The 16,431-nt window shown below is 59.0% G+C and carries 15 protein-coding genes, 1 tRNA gene and 1 pseudogene; 5 read left to right on the top strand and 12 right to left on the bottom strand.

The features are described 5' to 3' along the window. Window positions 1-89: 89 nt before the first annotated feature. Both NKI73_RS20400 and NKI73_RS20395 read left to right on the top strand, forming a co-directional pair. On the top strand, window positions 90-458 hold the full coding sequence (locus NKI73_RS20400; protein ID WP_352632707.1) for a nuclear transport factor 2 family protein: 369 nt from the start codon (window positions 90-92) through the stop codon (window positions 456-458). Between the two features lie 52 nt (window positions 459-510). Next, window positions 511-1,320, top strand: a complete 810-nt coding sequence (locus tag NKI73_RS20395) for an MBL fold metallo-hydrolase (RefSeq protein WP_352632706.1) — start codon at window positions 511-513, stop codon at window positions 1,318-1,320. Window positions 1,321-1,403: 83 nt separating this feature from the next. Here the strand turns inward: NKI73_RS20395 and NKI73_RS20390 are convergent, their stop codons facing one another. The 10 genes and pseudogenes from NKI73_RS20390 to NKI73_RS20345 all read right to left on the bottom strand — a co-directional run. Next, a complete protein-coding gene (locus tag NKI73_RS20390) occupies window positions 1,404-2,096 on the bottom strand; it encodes a response regulator transcription factor (protein ID WP_352632705.1) in 693 nt (230 codons plus the stop codon). After that, window positions 2,093-4,822, bottom strand: coding sequence for a DUF4118 domain-containing protein (locus NKI73_RS20385; protein ID WP_352632704.1), 2,730 nt, complete (start codon window positions 4,820-4,822; stop codon window positions 2,093-2,095). Before NKI73_RS20385 ends, NKI73_RS20390 begins: the two co-directional genes overlap by 4 nt. A gap of 57 nt (window positions 4,823-4,879) precedes the next feature. Next, window positions 4,880-5,443 (bottom strand): potassium-transporting ATPase subunit KdpC, encoded by a 564-nt coding sequence (gene kdpC / locus NKI73_RS20380; protein WP_352632703.1) that lies wholly within the window; start codon window positions 5,441-5,443, stop codon window positions 4,880-4,882. Between the two features lie 12 nt (window positions 5,444-5,455). Beyond that, a complete protein-coding gene (kdpB, locus tag NKI73_RS20375) occupies window positions 5,456-7,549 on the bottom strand; it encodes a potassium-transporting ATPase subunit KdpB (protein ID WP_352632702.1) in 2,094 nt (697 codons plus the stop codon). Further along, the gene (locus NKI73_RS20370) at window positions 7,546-7,743 is read right to left on the bottom strand and encodes a hypothetical protein (protein WP_352632701.1); all 198 of its coding nucleotides are present in this window, start codon (window positions 7,741-7,743) and stop codon (window positions 7,546-7,548) included. Before NKI73_RS20370 ends, kdpB begins: the two co-directional genes overlap by 4 nt. 43 nt (window positions 7,744-7,786) lie before the next feature. Then, window positions 7,787-9,490 carry a potassium-transporting ATPase subunit KdpA gene (kdpA, locus tag NKI73_RS20365; protein ID WP_352632700.1) on the bottom strand — a complete coding sequence of 568 codons (1,704 nt, stop codon included), beginning with the start codon at window positions 9,488-9,490 and terminating at the stop codon, window positions 7,787-7,789. Window positions 9,491-9,510: 20 nt separating this feature from the next. Next, window positions 9,511-9,600 (bottom strand): K(+)-transporting ATPase subunit F, encoded by a 90-nt coding sequence (gene kdpF, locus NKI73_RS20360; RefSeq protein ID WP_019861144.1) that lies wholly within the window; start codon window positions 9,598-9,600, stop codon window positions 9,511-9,513. Window positions 9,601-10,076: 476 nt separating this feature from the next. Continuing rightward, a complete protein-coding gene (locus NKI73_RS20355) occupies window positions 10,077-10,373 on the bottom strand; it encodes a hypothetical protein (protein ID WP_352632699.1) in 297 nt (98 codons plus the stop codon). A gap of 322 nt (window positions 10,374-10,695) precedes the next feature. Further along, window positions 10,696-10,920 carry an alkylphosphonate utilization protein gene (locus tag NKI73_RS20350; RefSeq protein ID WP_352632698.1) on the bottom strand — a complete coding sequence of 75 codons (225 nt, stop codon included), beginning with the start codon at window positions 10,918-10,920 and terminating at the stop codon, window positions 10,696-10,698. 397 nt (window positions 10,921-11,317) lie between these two features. Next, window positions 11,318-11,503, bottom strand: a pseudogene (locus tag NKI73_RS20345) (IS256 family transposase); the annotation flags it as partial. 344 nt (window positions 11,504-11,847) lie between these two features. Here NKI73_RS20345 and NKI73_RS20340 point away from each other — a divergent pair. From NKI73_RS20340 to NKI73_RS20330, 3 genes are read left to right on the top strand one after another with little or no spacing between them, the layout of a single operon-like run. Continuing rightward, entirely contained in the window at window positions 11,848-12,780 is a 933-nt protein-coding gene (locus NKI73_RS20340; RefSeq protein ID WP_352632697.1) for a glycosyltransferase, read from the top strand. 29 nt (window positions 12,781-12,809) lie between these two features. After that, window positions 12,810-13,211: a GtrA family protein gene (locus tag NKI73_RS20335; RefSeq protein WP_352632696.1), complete on the top strand. Its 402-nt coding sequence runs from the start codon at window positions 12,810-12,812 to the stop codon at window positions 13,209-13,211. A 2-nt stretch (window positions 13,212-13,213) separates the two neighbouring features. Then, window positions 13,214-13,942, top strand: a complete 729-nt coding sequence (locus tag NKI73_RS20330) for a methyltransferase domain-containing protein (protein ID WP_352632695.1) — start codon at window positions 13,214-13,216, stop codon at window positions 13,940-13,942. Between the two features lie 366 nt (window positions 13,943-14,308). Here NKI73_RS20330 and NKI73_RS20325 read toward each other — a convergent pair whose 3' ends face one another. Continuing rightward, a complete protein-coding gene (locus tag NKI73_RS20325) occupies window positions 14,309-15,667 on the bottom strand; it encodes a DUF2142 domain-containing protein (protein WP_352632694.1) in 1,359 nt (452 codons plus the stop codon). A 301-nt stretch (window positions 15,668-15,968) separates the two neighbouring features. Then, window positions 15,969-16,058: transfer RNA gene (locus NKI73_RS20320), tRNA-Ser, on the bottom strand. Window positions 16,059-16,431 lie beyond the last annotated feature (373 nt).

Here is a 16,431-nt window from a genome sequence, read left to right as displayed (position 1 = left end):
CAGAAAGTCGGCTCGTAGCCGGCTTGCCTGGCGCTCGATGCGGGATTGCGGCACGGGTGGAATAGTTGGACGTAACAACGAGGTGGCCCGTGGATACCGATGTTCGTGCTTTGCGCACCCTGGCGCAGACCTATTTTGACGCCGCCTATGAAATGGATGCCGAGAAATTTGCATCCATATTTCATCCCTCGAGCTCCGTGACGAAGGTCGCCGACGACGGTGATGTCGGCGTGACGCCGATTGCAACGTGGTTAGCAGTGGTGCGCAACACGAAAGCGCCAAAACAACAGGGCGCGGAGCGTGACGACGAGATCCTATCAATAGACGTCGAAAGAGACCTCGCGCTTCTGAAGGTGAAATTGCAGGTACCGCCACGTCGCTTCACGGACCTCCTGTCATGCTTAAAGGTCAACGGGACCTGGAAGATCGTTCAGAAGGTGATGACTTCGAAAACGTAACGGCTTCAGTGCTGTAGTAGAAAATTGAATCGCTCCGCTTGGCAGGTTACCCGTGAAATTTCTGTCTCAAAGCGCCAACACCATGGCCTGCGCTTCGGGTTCATCGAAGGTTTGGTCGCTCTCCGACGGATATGTCGACCTGCCGGCCCAATTGCTCATCTATCCGAAAGACAAAGTATGTACGCAGGTAGTATCGCCTCAGCGGGAAGACACGCTCGTTCGCCTGTCGGTCAACTGCTTCCTACTCGATCGCGTTGGCAGCGACCGCGTCTTGATAGATTGTGGAGCGGGGGGAAGCTGGGATCCGACCATGGGCCACCTCGAGGAGGCCATGTGCGAGGCAGGCGTCGACACATCATCCATTACTGTGGTCGCGCTCACCCATGCTCATGGCGACCACATCAACGGTCTTGTTACCCCTGACGGGCGGCGGGCATTTAGAAACTTGAGCAAGATCGTGATTGGGGAGGACGCGGTTGAGGATTTCCTCGCAGAGCCACGACTGGCGGATTTTCGGCCACTCCTGGCCCCAATCAGCGCAGGAGGCCGGCTGGACGATCATTTGCTGGCGGTGGCGATACCCGGGCATGCTCCGGGCCATATGGGTTATCTCCTCAGCACAGGCGAGGACGATATCTTATTCTGCGGCGACCTGATCCACGTTCCTGCTGCACAGTTTGCCCGTCCCGAGCTTACTTGGGCCTACGACGCTGACCAGTCCATAGCGAGGGCTAGCCGGATCAAGCTGCTCCAGGACGCAGCTGGTACACATACTTGGCTGGCCGGCGCTCACCTAGGACGACCAGGCATCGGCAGAATAGTCAAGGAGGGGCATGGATATGCGTTTATCTCGGCGGTATGATTGCAACCCGCCAAGAGAAATGCGCTTTTGCAACAGTTAGATAGTGGGAATTACGGAATTCCTCCTGCACATATCTTGGCCGCTTACTCGACCTCGCGCAGACGATAGCCCACACCGGTCTCGGTGGTGATGTAGCGCGGCTGGTCGGGGGTCTTCTCGATCTTCTGCCTGAGCTGCCGGACATAGACCCTGAGATACTGCACGTCGGTCGAATCGCCCCAGACCTGCTTCAACAGGAAATGGTGGGTCAGCACCTTGCCGGCGTACTGCACGAGGATGCGCAGGATGTCGTATTCCTTTGGCGAGAGCTTTACGTCCTGACCCTCGACCTTGACAATGCGTTTGACCAGATCGACGGACAGGTCGCCGGTCTGGAAAACAGGTTTCTCGCCCTGTTGCTGGAATTTGTGCCGCAGCGCCACACGGATGCGTGCAATCAGTTCGTTCATGCCGAACGGCTTGGTGACATAGTCGTCGGCGCCGAGTTCCAGAGCCTGGACGATGCCGGCCTCGTCGGTGCGGCTGGACAGGATGACCACCGGAATGTCGAGGCCGTCGTCGCGCCATTTGCGCAACAGCTCATGGCCGCTCATGCCGGGAAGCCCAAGGTCGAGCAGGACGAGGTCTGGCTTGTCCGCCTCCATCAGCTCGATCGCCGCTTTGGCGTTCGGCGCTTCGCTGATCGCGTAGCCCTGGCTGCCGAGCCCGACGCGAAGCAGCTTGCGGATCGGCGGCTCGTCATCGACGACCAGTATCCTGACGTTCGAGTTTGTCATGCCAAGTCACCCACATCGTCCGTATTCGAGGCGTCGAAATTGGGCGGGTTTGCCGGCTTCGGCATCTTGATGGTGAAGACCGCGCCCGAACGATCTGTCCGGTTTGCAGCCGCGATCATGCCACCCATCGCCTCGATGAAACCGCGGCAGATCGAGAGCCCGAGCCCGGTGCCGGCACGGACCTGATCGCGCTTGCGCACCCGGTAGAAGGTGTCGAAAATCCGTTCCAGATCGCCGGGGGGAATGCCCGGCCCCTCATCCATGATCTGCAGGATGACCGAGCCATTGTCGGTCCAGCCTTGCACGCGGATCGTCGAGCCGGCCGGCGCGTATTTCGCCGCATTGTCGAGGAGATTGAACAGTGCCTGCTCGAACAGCACCGGGTCGACCTTCAACATCGGCAAATCCCTAGGGATGTCCGTCTCGATCTTGTGCTCGCCGATGATTTTCCTGGCCCGCTGCAAGGCGGAGCCGACGATGTCGCCGACATAGTGGAAGGCAAAGTTCGGCTCCATCGCGCCGGACTCGATCTTGGTCATGTCGAGCAGATTGGCGATGAAGCGGTTCAGCCGCTCGGATTCGTCGAGCACGGTCGACAAAAGCTCCGCCCGGTCCTGTTCGGGAAGTGCTGGTGCGAATTCCCGCAGCGTGCCGGCCGCACCCATGATGGCGGCGAGCGGCGTCTTCAAATCATGCGAGATGGAGGTGAGCAGCGCCGAACGCAGCCTGTCCGCCTCGGCCGCGAGCTTGGCGCGGTCGACATCGGCGACCAGTTGAATACGCTCGATGGCGACTGCGGCCTGGTCGGCCAGCGCATCGAGCAGGCGCTGCTGCTCAGGCGTCAGCAGCGGTCCTTGCTTGTCATTGTCGAGGCCAACGACGCCAATTGCCGTGCGCCCGGTTCGCAAGGGAAGATAGAGGCGCTTGGCGCCGGGAAGCGTGTCGGCGCCGCGACCCGCGGCACGGTTGTGCTCCCAGGCCCAGCGGGCGGCGGCGATGTCGGCTTCGGCCAATGTGTCGTCTGGCGGATAGCCGGCCTTGACGGTGATCGTTCCGTCCTCGGGCAAAAGCAGCACCACCCGCAGCTTCAGCATCGAGGCGATCTGGAAAGCGGTTGCCCAGAGAACGTCGTCGAGCGTGCCGGCACCGGCAAGCTTCTTCGAAAAGAGGTAGATGTCCTCGGTGGCCCGCGCCCGTGAGCGGGCGGCGACCGCCTGGCGCTGCACGCGAGCCGTCAGATTGCTGGCAATGACGGCGACAACCAGGAACACGCCAAGCGCAACAATGCTTTCCGGATCCCGGATGGTGAGCGTGTAGCGCGGTTCCAGGAAGAAATAGTTGAAGGCAAGGGCGCTGACGAAACAGGCATACAGAGCCGGCCACAGGCCACCGGTCACCGCCGATGCCAGCACCGCGATGAGAAAGATGATCGCCAGATTGCGAACGTCGAGAAACTGGTCGAGAAGGACGGCGAAGGCGAGCGAGCCCATGAGATAGGCCGTGGCCTTGAGATAGGGCCAGATCTCGAACTGCCACTGTTCGTCCGCCGCCTTGACGCTCCTCGACGCCGCCTCGCTGCTGCGTTCGTTTCCCGAAATGACATGGACGCTGATGTCACCGGCATTGCGGATGAGATCATAGGTGAGCGAACCTTCGATCAATTCCCGCCAGCGCGACCGGGTCGGCCTGCCGACCACGATATGGGTGAAGTTGTTTGCCGTCGCATAACGCACGATGTCCTGCGCCACATTCTGGCCCGGTATGGTCGTCACCTCGGCGCCAAGCTGCTGGGCGAGGCGCAGGTTGTTTGCGAGCCGGTCCTTGTCCTCCTCGGGCATACTGGCCAAGCGCGGGCTATCGACATGCAGCGCCGTCCACGGGGCGCGGAGCCGGTCGGCCAGCCTGCGTGCATAGCGCACGCGGGCCGCGCCTCCCGGGCGCGTGTCGAGGCAGACGAGGACCCTTTCCCCGGCAGCCCATGGTCCGGGAATAGCATGGGCCTGCATGTGGATCAGCAACTGGTCGTCGACGCGCTGCGCGGTGCGGCGCAGCGCCAGTTCCCTGAGCGCCGTCAGATTGCCTGATGAGAAATAGTTTTCGATGGCGCGCTGGGCGGTGTTGGGGAAATAGACCTTGCCTTCCTCGAGCCGCTTGATCAGGTCGTCGGGAGTGAGATCGATGATCTCGACATCGTCGGCCTGGTCGATGATGGAATCGGGAACCGTCTCGCGGACCCTGACCTTGGTGATCTGGGCGACGACGTCGTTCAGGCTTTCGACATGCTGGATGTTGAGCGTCGTGTAGACGTCGATGCCTTGCGTCAGGATTTCCTGGACGTCGAGATAGCGCTTGGGATGACGGCTGCCGGGTGCGTTGGTGTGGGCGAGTTCGTCGACGAGAACCAGCGCCGGGCGCCGAGCTATGATGGCATCGATATCCATCTCGTCGAGGATGCGCCCCTTGTAGTCGACCTTGCGGCGCGCAATGACCTCGTAACCCTCGACCAGGGCCAGCGTTTCCTTGCGGCCATGCGTCTCGACGATGCCGATGATCACGTCCACGCCGTCGGCCAGCCTGGCGCGGCCAGACATCAGCATTTCGTAGGTCTTGCCGACGCCCGGTGCCGCGCCGAGGAATATCCGCAGACGGCCGCGCCCTTCCCGCTCGGCATGATCGAGCAGTGCGTCGGGAGAAGGTCTGGTGTCGTTGCTTCTGTCGTCCGGCATCATTATCGATCATGGATGGAGCCGGGGATACTGTCGATCCCCGGCCGCCGCCATTCACTATTTCGCGGCGTCCAGCGCAAGATTGAGACCCAGCACATTGACCACCGGTTCGCCCATGAAGCCGAGCTCCCTGCCCTCGACACGGGCGTCGACAAGCGCCTTGACCCTGACTTCGTCGATCCCCCTGGCCTTGGCCACCCTTGCGACCTGGAAGTAGGCGGCTTCGGGGCTGATATCAGGATCGAGGCCACTGCCGGACGTCGTCACCAGGTCGATCGGCACGGGCTGGTTCGGATTCTCCGCCTTCAGCTTTTCCGCATCGCCTTTGATACGGTCGATCAGCTTGGAATTGGTCGGGCCGAAATTGCTGCCGCTCGAGGCGGCAGCGTTGTAGCCGTTGCCGGCGGCCGAGGGGCGGCCGTGGAAATAACGGTCGCTGGCAAAGCCCTGGCCGATCAGTTCGGAGCCGATTACCTTGCCGTCCTTTTCGATCAGGCTGCCATTGGCCTGGCGCGGGAACAGCACTTGTGCGATGCCGGTCATGCCCAAGGGATAGACCAGGCCGGTCAGCACCGTGAAGAAGACGATCATGACGATCGCGGGTCTTATCTGGGTAAGCATGGACATGTTTCCTTAAGCGAGGCCGAGTGAGGTGACGATCATGTCGATCGCCTTGATGCCGACGAACGGGACGATGATGCCACCAAGGCCGTAGACGAGCAGGTTGCGGCTGAGCAGCGCGCCGGCGCCGATGGCACGGTATTTGACGCCTTTCAGCGACAGCGGGATCAGTGCGATGATGATCAGCGCGTTGAAGATGATGGCCGACAGGATGGCGCTCTGCGGTGTCGCCAGATGCATGACGTTGAGCGCCTGCAACGGACCGGTGGTTTGCCCCGGCGCGATGTAGAAGGCAGCGAACATCGCCGGGATGATGGCGAAGTACTTGGCCACGTCGTTGGCGATGGAGAAGGTCGTCAGCGAGCCTCGCGTCATCAGCAGCGCCTTGCCAATTTCGACGATCTCGATGAGCTTGGTCGGATCGCTGTCGAGGTCGACCATGTTGCCGGCCTCGCGCGCGGCGACCGTGCCGGTGTTCATGGCGACGCCGACATCGGCCTGGGCAAGGGCCGGTGCATCATTGGTGCCGTCGCCGCACATGGCGACCAGCTTGCCCTTGGCCTGCTCGTCGCGGATCAGCTTCAGCTTGTCCTCGGGCGTTGCCTGGGCGAGGAAGTCGTCGACGCCGGCTTCCGCGGCAATGGCTGCCGCCGTCATCGGATTGTCGCCGGTGATCATCACCGTGCGGATGCCCATCTTGCGCAATTCGGCGAAGCGCTCCCTGATGCCGCCCTTGACGATATCCTTGAGGTGGACGACGCCGAGCAGGCGCCCGTCGCGCTCGACCGCCAGCGGCGTGCCGCCCGATTTGGCGATCTCATCGGCAATCGCCTGGAGATCCCTGATGGTATCGCTGCCGGGCCGCGTGGCGTGGGCTGCGACCGTCGACTGGCTGACATGGGCGAGCACGGAATCGACCGCGCCCTTGCGCACCGAGGAGCCGTCGATGTCGACGCCGCTCATGCGGGTCTGCGCGGTGAAGGGCACGAAGGTGGCGTGCAACGTCGCCATGTCGCGGGCGCGGATGGCGTATTTCTCCTTGGCCAGCACGACGATCGAGCGGCCTTCCGGCGTTTCGTCGGCAAGCGAAGCAAGCTGCGCCGCGTCGGCCAACTCCTGCTCGGTGACCCCCTTGACCGGACGGAACTCGGTCGCCTGGCGATTGCCGAGCGTGATCGTACCGGTCTTGTCGAGCAGCAGCGTGTCGACGTCACCGGCCGCCTCGACGGCGCGGCCCGACATGGCCAGCACGTTGAAGCGCACCAGGCGGTCCATGCCTGCAATACCGATGGCCGACAGCAGCGCCCCGATGGTGGTCGGGATCAAGGTGACGAACAGGGCGACGAGCACCGTGACCGAGATATAGCCGCCCGAATAAGTCGCAAAACTCGGGATCGTTGCGGTGGCAAGCACGAAGATCAGCGTCATGCCGACGAGCAGGATGTTGAGTGCGATCTCGTTCGGCGTCTTCTGGCGCTCCGCACCTTCGACCAGCGAAATCATCCGGTCGAGGAAGGTGTGGCCGGACGCCGCCGTGATGCGCACGCGGATCCAGTCGGACAGCACCTGCGTGCCGCCGGTGACCGCCGAACGGTCGCCACCGGATTCGCGGATGACCGGCGCGGACTCGCCCGTGATCGCCGCCTCGTTGACCGAAGCGACGCCTTCGATCACCTCGCCGTCGGACGGGATGATATCGCCGGCTTCGACCAGCACCGCATCGCCGACCTTGAGGCTGGTGCCGGGCACGAGTTTGTATTTCGTGCGGTCTTCGCCGGTCAGAAGCTTGGCCTGGGTTTCGGTGCGCGCCTTGCGCAGTGAATCCGCCTGCGCCTTGCCCCGGCCTTCGGCGACGGCTTCGGCGAAATTGGCGAACAGCACGGTGAACCACAGCCAGATGATGATCTGCAGCGTGAAGCCGAGATTGCCGCCGCCGGTGACCAGGTCCTTGACGAACAGCACCGTGGTGAGCGCCGAGACGACGGCGACGACGAACATCACCGGGTTTCTGGCCAGCGTGCGCGGGTCGAGCTTACGGAAGGCGCCGCCGATGGCGGGAAGCAAGATGCGGGCATCCATGATGCTTGCTGATTTCGAGTGGCTCATTTTGAAGCTCCGGCTTCGGTGTTGTTGGACGGCACCCGATGATCGGATGCCGAAAAGAAGTGCGGCGGCCCGTAGGCCAGCAACCAGAGGACGAGCATGACTGCCGCAAGACCGAGAAACGTCGACAGGGTCGGGAAAGGAGGAGGTCTCTCCTCCTTCCCGTGATCGTCCCTGTGGCTGATCTTGCGACGCATGGAGCTGAACCAGGACATATCATTGACCCAGATTCGGGCGGTCTCAGAAGGTCTGCCCGTGGATGCCAGCCAGGTGCTCGATGATCGGCCCGACGGCGAGCGCCGGGAAGAAGGTCAGGCCACCGACGATGATGATGACGCCGACCAGCAAGCCGACGAACAGCGGGCCGTCGGTTGGGAAGGTGCCGGCGGAGGCTGGGACTGTCTTCTTCGCCACCAGCGAGCCGGCAATAGCCAGCGCCGGGATGATGACCAGGAAGCGGCCCATCAGCATGCCGATGCCGATGGTGATGTTGTACCAGGGCGTGTTGCCGCTGAGGCCGCCAAAGGCCGAGCCATTGTTCGCAGCACCCGACGTATAGGCATAGAGAACCTCGGAGAAGCCGTGCGGGCCGGCATTGCCCATCGAAGCCATACCGGTCGGCAGCACGACCGCGATGGCGGTGAAGATCAGCATCGCCAGCGGCAGGCACAGGATGGCCAGCATCGCCATCTTGACCTCCTTGGCCTCGATCTTCTTGCCGAGATATTCGGGCGTGCGACCAACCATAAGGCCGGCGACGAAGACGGCGACGACGATGTACATCAGGATGCCGTAGAGACCGGCGCCGACACCGCCGACAATGACTTCGCCAAGCTGCATGTTGATGATCGGGATCATGCCGCCGAGCGCGGTGAAAGAACCATGCATGGCGTTGACCGCGCCGCACGAAGCGGCCGTGGTGATGACGGCAAACAGCGCCGACAGGGCGATGCCGAAGCGCGTCTCCTTGCCTTCCATGTTGCCGCCGTCGATGCCCAGCGCGTGCACCAGCGGGTTGCCGGCGGCTTCCGCCCAATAGCAGACGATGACGCCGGCGATGAACATGACGCCCATGGCCGACAGGATCGCCCAGCCCTGGCGCTGGTTGCCGATCATGCGGCCGAAGACGTTGGTCAAGGCAGCGCCGATGGCGAAGATCGAGACCATCTGGATCAGGTTGGAGATCGCATCGGGGTTCTCGAACGGATGCGCGGCATTGGCGTTGAAGAAGCCGCCGCCATTGGTGCCGAGCATCTTGATGGCCACCTGCGAGGCGACCGGGCCGACGGCGATGGTCTGCTGCGCACCTTCGAGCGTGGTGGCATTGACATAGGCGCCAAGCGTCTGCGGCATGCCAAGCCAGACATAGACCAGTGTCAGCACGATGCAGAACGGCAGCAGCACATAAAGCGTGGAACGGGTCATATCGACCCAGAAATTGCCGATCGACTTGCCGGAAGCGCGGGCAAAGCCGCGGATCAACGCAATGGCGATGGCAATGCCGGTGGCGGCCGAAACGAAATTCTGCACCGTCAGGCCGGCCATCTGCACGAGGTAGGACATCGTGCTCTCGCCGCCGTAGTTCTGCCAGTTGGTATTGGTCATGAAGCTGGCGGCGGTGTTGAAGGCCAGACCTGGTTCAACCGCGGTCATGCCGGCCGGATTGTAGGGCAGGCTACCCTGTAGGCGCTGCAGGACATAGAGCACCAGGAAGCCGGCAAGATTGAAGAGCAGCAAAGCCACCGCATAGGTGGTCCAGTGCTGTTCCTCGCGTTCGTTGGTTCCGCAAACGCGGTAGAGCCCGCGCTCGAGCGGGCCAAAGACTGGCGAAAGCAGCGTGCGGTCGCCGTTGAAGACGCGGTGCATGTAGCCGCCGAGCGGCTTCACCAGCAAAATGATGATCCCGCAAAAGACCAGGATCTGTATCCAACCGTTCAGTGTCATGGCTGTGGCTTTCCGTGCCTTCAGAAGCGTTCTGGACGAACGAGCGCGTAGGTCAGGTAGGCGAGCAAGAACAAGGTCACGCCACCACCGAGGATGTAATCGAAAAGCATGGTTCGATCCTTAAGCTCAAATTCTGTCGCAGGCTTTGACATAGGCGAAGAACAGGGCGAAAAACAAAACCCCGATCCCGAGAACAATGACGTCCATTGTGTTTGTTCCTTGCGCATATCTGTACTTTGCGCCCTTGACGAAAAGGTCCGCAAAATCGTGAAAACGCCCCGCCGCGCATTTTTTTACTGGCGAAACCGGTTGTGTTTTCTCAAGGGGAATATGGACCCGATCGCCATAAACGTTCGAGACGGGGCGGGGCGGAAAGAAATAGGAATTTCATAAAGGTTTTGGCCTGGCGACCATCCAAGGCGCCGCTGTCGGAGCGTCGTGCCCGTTCTACCGGCTAGCCGTCACGCCGGCCATGCGGGCATCATCGTGCAGCCGGTCCGAAGCGCCGAAAAGGCCCGGAGGCAAGCCGAGCCGGGCTTTCTGTGGTCGGGATGTGGCTTTTACCCACGACGATGGGCAGGCGCCGTCATTGCTGAACGGATTTGGCCGGCATTCCAATATCGTTCTGGATTCCTACCGCATCCGCGGCCCATTCCCGCATTTCCGGGGAAGCATCGCTGGACTTGAGGATCGACACTGCCAGCGCTGCCATATCGGACGGCGGTTTTTGGTTGGCGGCCATATAGGCGAAATAACCAACCGTGACGGCGCACCCTATCGAAATGGCAGGCGAGACAAACTGCACTGTTTTGAGGCCTATTGCTCGCCAGCGTTTGGATGGGCTGGGTTTTGCGACGTCAGCCTCGTCATCCAGGTCAGTCATGCCACCCCGCCCTCGCGAGTCGATACCTCACCATTTGGTAGGATGAGCTTCATTAGTTAAAATGCGGATAAAGCTTTCTCAAGCTTGGTCGTGCAAGCGGGCCGAGAAGTGTACGCCAGCGCGCTCGACCCGAAAGAACCTGACCCAGACAGGATGGTACCAGACGATCTGCTGCTGAGGGGTGCCTTGCCTGTGGGCTGGACGGGAAGGCGGCAGACAGAGGCGATTGTCAACAAGCACCCGGCCTTGTGCGGTCTTTGGCAAGGACGTGGCGGTGGAATTGATATTTATCGAAGCCACATCTTGCTTGCCGCCTTGAGGGTCACGCCTTCTTCACGAACCCGGTCTTGAGCACCAGACCCTTCACTTGCTTGGTGTTGCATTCGATCTCGCCGGGATTGCCGTTGAGGCGAATGTTCTTCACCGACGTGCCCCGCTTGATCGTCTCCGAAGTGCCTTTGACTTTGAGGTCCTTGATCAGCGTGACGGAATCGCCATCATTCAATTGAGCGCCATTGCTGTCGCGCACGATTAGATCGTTTGGCATGCCGCCTCCTGTGATTTGGATCACCACTACCAGATCGCGCAAGAATTCCAAAACCGGCTTGTGGGCGTTTTAGCCCAGCACGGCGACAGCAACGCCGACTTGTATTAAACCAGACTTCCCGGGCAGGGCACCTCTAAGCCCCAAGCTCCGACCCTGCCCGGGCCTTTCCTTCAAACATCGAGCGGCAGGCCCCAATGGCCGATTTGGGCGGAAAGCGACCAGACGATTGCGCTTTAAACGGTCAACCCGCGCTTCTTATCGGCTAAACTTGGCAGCCAAGGCCGAAAGAAAACAGAGAGGCAAGACGGCGAGTGCCGTTTCCACGCCCAGTTCGCTGATACCGAACACATGCCGTATAAGTCCGGCAGTGACAGCAAAAAGGCAAAGTGTAAATAAGGCGAGTGCGAAGGCGGTTGCGCTGGGCCGTGCGCAACGGGTTCTTCTCGCCATAGGCGGCGCCGGTGGCGGCCCCAACCTCCAACTCCATCAGCCGCTCGGCGGCAAGGCCGATCATCTCGCGCAAGAGATCGGAATCCGGAGTCTTCTCCACGAGCGCGCGCAGGTTCATCATGTCGTCGGTCATCGATGGTTCCTTCGAATCCGGTTGGTGTCAGCAACCCGACCTTACCGGCGAACCGTCGATGACCACCGCGAAGCCGCTCGCTCGCTACAGCGCTATCGAGAGTGCGCTCGCGAGCGGCTTCGCTACCGCCGAGCTACACCACCTGTGGGGACGCGACCCGAAATTATCGCGACGAAACCGCTTGCCTTCGCGAGATATTTGTTTCAGCACCACGAGCGTAGCGCGGGAGATTCGATGGCGCGCACTCGCCCGATGCAGTGCAGGAGTGGAGAAGTCGTGCAAAGTACAATAGCGGGCTATATCAGCATGATCGGTTTTATTGTTGGGAAAAAATGATAAGCGCTATGATCAGAAATAACCGTGAACACAAAATAGCAGTACTTGTTCCTTGCTACAACGAGGAGTTAACTATTTCTGACGTAGTTCATAGCTTCAAATCACACCTGCCAGAAGCCGACGTGTACGTTTACGACAATAATTCAAGTGATGAAACTTATAATGCATCCGTTCGCTCTGGCGCGATAGCGCGCAAGGAGAAAAGCCAGGGAAAGGGCAACGTCGTTAGGCGAATGTTCAGCGATGTCGAGGCGGATATTTATATTTTGGTTGATGGTGACGGCACCTATGACGCATCTGTAGCCCAACGCCTAATTGATGAGCTCTGTTCCGGCCCTTATGACATGGTAAATGTCGCGCGCGCACCTGAGAATTCCGGCGCATATAGAAGCGGCCATGAATGGGGGAACAAGCTCCTAACCGGCCTCGTTCGACGAATTTTCGGCGAGGCAACTACTGACATGCTATCCGGATACAAGGCGTTTTCGCGGCGCTATGCTAAATCGTTTCCCGCCCTATCGACCGGATTCGAGATTGAAACCGAACTTGTAGTTCATGCGCTCGATCTGCGCTTACCCCAATCAGAGATCACAGCTCCATACCGCGAACGACCATCTGGTTCTGCGAGCAAGTTGCGGACCTACAGTGATGGCTTGCGAATACTGCGCTTGATCGGCTTCCTCGTGAAGGAGGAGCGGCCGCTTGCCTTCTTCTCTATTGTCGCGGGTATTTTGGCGATGCTCTCCCTGCTCATTGGCGGGTCTGTCATCATAGAGTTCATGGAAACCGGCCTCGTACTGCGCTTGCCAAGAGCGGTTCTCGCGACGGGCATCATGGTTTCCGCGTTGCTCTCGCTTTCCAGCGGCTTCATTCTTGATACCGTTACGCGCGGCCGGCGCGAGGCGAAGCGCTTGGCCTACCTCCGGTATCCGGCGCCATGATCTACAGTAGGCGTGTCCAGGCGAATCACGTGAGGCAGCGCATTAGAAAGCTCCCCGATTTCCTCGGGGTGGGGGCTCTTGGGTTCGTAGTCGACGCTATTGTATTCTTCGGGTTGACACTGTTTTTTTCCACTCAATACTGGCGCGCGCGGATCATTGCCTCCGCAGTCGCAATCGCCGCAACATGGGCGGTCAATCGAGTTGCCACTTTTTCGGCATGGCGCGTCTATACCGCGTTTGCTGAGTTTTTGCGCTACCTGGGGGCCAGTTCTGTCGGAGCAGGAGCCAACCTTGCCGTGATGTCCGCAATTGCCCCCTACGACGCGAATCTACAGCACGTTCCTGCCTATTGTGCGGGCGCAGCCGTTGGCTTGGTGGTCAATTTTCTTCTCTACAACATGTTTGTCTTTCCCGGCAACAGGAAAGAATAACGATGAATGCGGTAAATAATGGAGAGGATGCTGTGGATAAGACTGACGATAGTAGAGGAAACATTGACTCGATTTACTATCGAGACGGCGTTACTAATTCATTTTCCATGCAACTTCTAAAACGCGCGCGCATGTCGATGATGAATTTGTTCATGCAAGAGTTATCTCCAGGTGATGCTTCCAGCATCTTGGATATTGGCGTCTCCGACGACGAGAATGACGGGGCAAATTTTCTTGAGAAACACTACCCGTGGCAGCACAATATCACTTGTGTCGGCCTAGGTGACGGAAAGCAGGTCGTTTCCAATTACCCGAAAGTCCACTTCAAACAAATACGCGCTGGAGAACGGTTGCCCTTCGAGGATCAAAGCTTTGACATCGCATGTTCCAACGCGGTAATAGAGCACGTTGGAGGGCCTGCACAGCGGACCGAGTTCATCTCCGAACATCTAAGGGTGGCAAAAAAGGTTTTTATTGCCTTTCCTAATCGTTGGTTTCCTGTTGAGCATCACACAGGTCTTCCGTTTTTGCACTACACCCCCCGACTCTTTCGGATCCTGCTCAACGGAACCAGATATTCGTACTGGACGCACCCAGAGAATATGGACTTTTTAGATGGTCGATCCATCATGAAAGACTGGCCAAAAGCTGGGAAAAGTCCGGCTGCAATAATTAATACCGGTATCGCCCTTGGTCCTTTTAGCTCCAATTGTGCCGTTATCGTACGATAGCTCAAGATCCTTGCGGCGTCATGAAACGCATTCCGGCGAGAAGAGATTTGATGACTGGGACCACAGTGGAATTACAGAAACGGAGCTTGCTAGGGCTTTATTTGGACTGAAGCGTAAACCGCACGGGTACTCCTGATTTCGCTTCTTGCAGTTGCTGTCTATGTCGGATTGGCACTCACGCCGTCGCACTACGCGATGGGCCTGCGATATCTTGGCTCGAATGCAAGGCCCTTGCTTCTGTCAGGCCGCCGTATTCAAGGCGTTTAGACCTTTGCAATCGTAAGCTCTTCATTGTGACAAGGGACAACGACGGCAATCGCGACCCCATTAAGTTGGGCGTGAAGGCTCTTTGTTCCTGATTTATGGTCAAGTATAGTATCGTCCCATTGTGGTGCTGATGGTCACATATACAGAGAAAAACACGTAAGCCAAAAGCACAACTTTCATCGATCTTTCCTCGATCGAAAGGAACCATGCATCCCACCGGATGGAAGAAAGCGTGACGGCCACAGGCAAGACGGCGAGAATTGGCAGGAAATATCTGCCCTGCACTCCATCGACAACCATAGCACTCGGCTTTGTCCAGACAACATACATGGCTCCGAAGATAAGTGCCGCCGATGCTATCGCGGCAAAGCAAAGCGCGAGAACAAACAGCGAGAATGATGGCGCATTCTTGATATTTGTCACGCCAGCACTGCAAAGCGCGAGGATGAGAACGGCGCAGGCGCACGCAACAAACCATTTCGGAACGGGCGTGTCGAGCCACCCGAGTACACCAATTGCCTGATGGATGTACATATTTCCGAAAGATGAAAGGGTGTCGATCGCGATGGGAACGACCCGCAATGGGTTCTTGATTAACATGGATATCTGCAAGGCCGGATTATAGGGCCAGATCACTGGTAGTTCTACCGCCACGTAGATATGCCACGCCAACCCTACGATGGCAGTAACCGTGATCATTGCTACACGACGAGGGCGGGGAATAGCGGGGTATGCCAACAACGGGAGGATTAGCGTCAGATAGGGCAGTTTTGACAAGCCTGCGATAAACAGCAGGAGTACCGCCGCAATGAAGTGCCGATCTGATAATGACCGCTGGCTGTGGCGAATGAGGCAAGCGCCGGCAAGCGCAACCGTCGCCATTATCAATCCGTCCTGGGTTATATAAGATCCGAGCGAAGCGGACATTGGAAGCGTCAACAGTACGACAAAAGCCGGTGCTGCGCGTCCGGAGAGGGATATCGCCACAACTCCGAGGATTATAAAAGCCATGGCGTTGATCAGGCGGCCAAGCTCAAGGGAATCTATAACGTTCCAATGGAGCGCGCGTCCCACTGATATGCCAACAGCGCTTGGGATATATAGAACAGGCGAATTTATTGCCGTGTTCGGATATGCAACGAGCGAGTTTTTATCTGACCACTGGACTGAATTTGCGGCCTGTAGTGCATCCGGTGTTACCTTTTTGTCCGGCGCAAAGAATAGATAAGTCAATGGCTTTGCCGCCTCACCTATCGCCGGATCGGATAGCCCACCAGGTTGCTTGGCTGGTGTCATTTCGCTCAACAGATGACCGGACGCCATAGCGGCGGCACGGTATGCATGGTTCGGCTCGTCAGCACCTTGGAATGGCGGCAAAAAGTACACCAAAAATACGCACTGGATTGTTGCCGCCAAGAAGAAAAGCACGGCATAAAAGATAGATCGTTCGTTCAGCATTGGTGATTTATCGCGTGTTGCATTGAGCGCTGGTATAACCTCTGATTGAATGCCATCGAGGCCACTACACTAACTCAGCGGACACTGCAATGAAGCGCTTGATGAGCATCATCGTGGACTGGGTGCGCAAGTGAGGCCCGACGCCACGCAACAATTCCAAAACCGGCTTGTGGGCGTTCACACATGCACCCTTGCTAGCCGTCAAGATCACCGCGAATTTGGACACCAGAATAGGGGATTGATCCTTCTGGCGCCCTTACGAAACGCAACGATATCAGACGCTTTTACCATTTTTGTGGTCTGGCGGAGAGAGCGGGATTCGAACCCGCGTTACGGTCTCCCGTAAACACACTTTCCAGGCGTGCGCCTTCAACCACTCGGCCACCTCTCCGTCCATGCATGTCGCGCCGGCCGGTTTCGCCACGCGGGTTGGGGAGATGCACCTCCCTTGGGGCAAGGCGGAACTTCCGCCATCGGCGTCGCCAACCAGCAGACGCCTTTCCCCACACCTGAGCCGTCGAAGCAACAGGCGCGGGGCTCATCTAGTCGATCCGGCGGCGAATGCCAAGCCATAACGGCAGTCTATTCGCTTTGCCGGCCATACAGCGTTTCGGCAGGCCGGCGGCGCCCCGGTTTTTAAGGCGCCACCGCCGTAATGGTGTGCACAGGCAAGGCCACGAGGCCAGGGGAATCGCTTCAGGTTAACGTTGATTTTTGACGGATGAGATTTTCGAGATAATCGGCGTTGAGATTGGCGAGTTTTC

This window comes from Mesorhizobium sp. M0496 (assembly GCF_040321205.1).
Lineage (GTDB): Bacteria > Pseudomonadota > Alphaproteobacteria > Rhizobiales > Rhizobiaceae > Mesorhizobium.
This window is presented reverse-complemented; position numbering and strand designations above follow the sequence as displayed.

Coding starts and splice junctions, on each gene's coding strand:
- NKI73_RS20350 (WP_352632698.1), bottom strand. CDS start 10,920: ATGCCAAACGATCTAATCGTGCGCGACAGCAATGGCGCTCAATTGAAT.
- NKI73_RS20340 (WP_352632697.1), top strand. CDS start 11,848: ATGATCAGAAATAACCGTGAACACAAAATAGCAGTACTTGTTCCTTGC.
- NKI73_RS20370 (WP_352632701.1), bottom strand. CDS start 7,743: ATGCGTCGCAAGATCAGCCACAGGGACGATCACGGGAAGGAGGAGAGA.
- NKI73_RS20355 (WP_352632699.1), bottom strand. CDS start 10,373: ATGACTGACCTGGATGACGAGGCTGACGTCGCAAAACCCAGCCCATCC.
- kdpB (WP_352632702.1), bottom strand. CDS start 7,549: ATGAGCCACTCGAAATCAGCAAGCATCATGGATGCCCGCATCTTGCTT.
- kdpA (WP_352632700.1), bottom strand. CDS start 9,490: ATGACACTGAACGGTTGGATACAGATCCTGGTCTTTTGCGGGATCATC.
- NKI73_RS20390 (WP_352632705.1), bottom strand. CDS start 2,096: ATGACAAACTCGAACGTCAGGATACTGGTCGTCGATGACGAGCCGCCG.
- NKI73_RS20330 (WP_352632695.1), top strand. CDS start 13,214: ATGAATGCGGTAAATAATGGAGAGGATGCTGTGGATAAGACTGACGAT.
- kdpF (WP_019861144.1), bottom strand. CDS start 9,600: ATGCTTTTCGATTACATCCTCGGTGGTGGCGTGACCTTGTTCTTGCTC.
- NKI73_RS20385 (WP_352632704.1), bottom strand. CDS start 4,822: ATGCCGGACGACAGAAGCAACGACACCAGACCTTCTCCCGACGCACTG.
- kdpC (WP_352632703.1), bottom strand. CDS start 5,443: ATGCTTACCCAGATAAGACCCGCGATCGTCATGATCGTCTTCTTCACG.
- NKI73_RS20325 (WP_352632694.1), bottom strand. CDS start 15,667: ATGCTGAACGAACGATCTATCTTTTATGCCGTGCTTTTCTTCTTGGCG.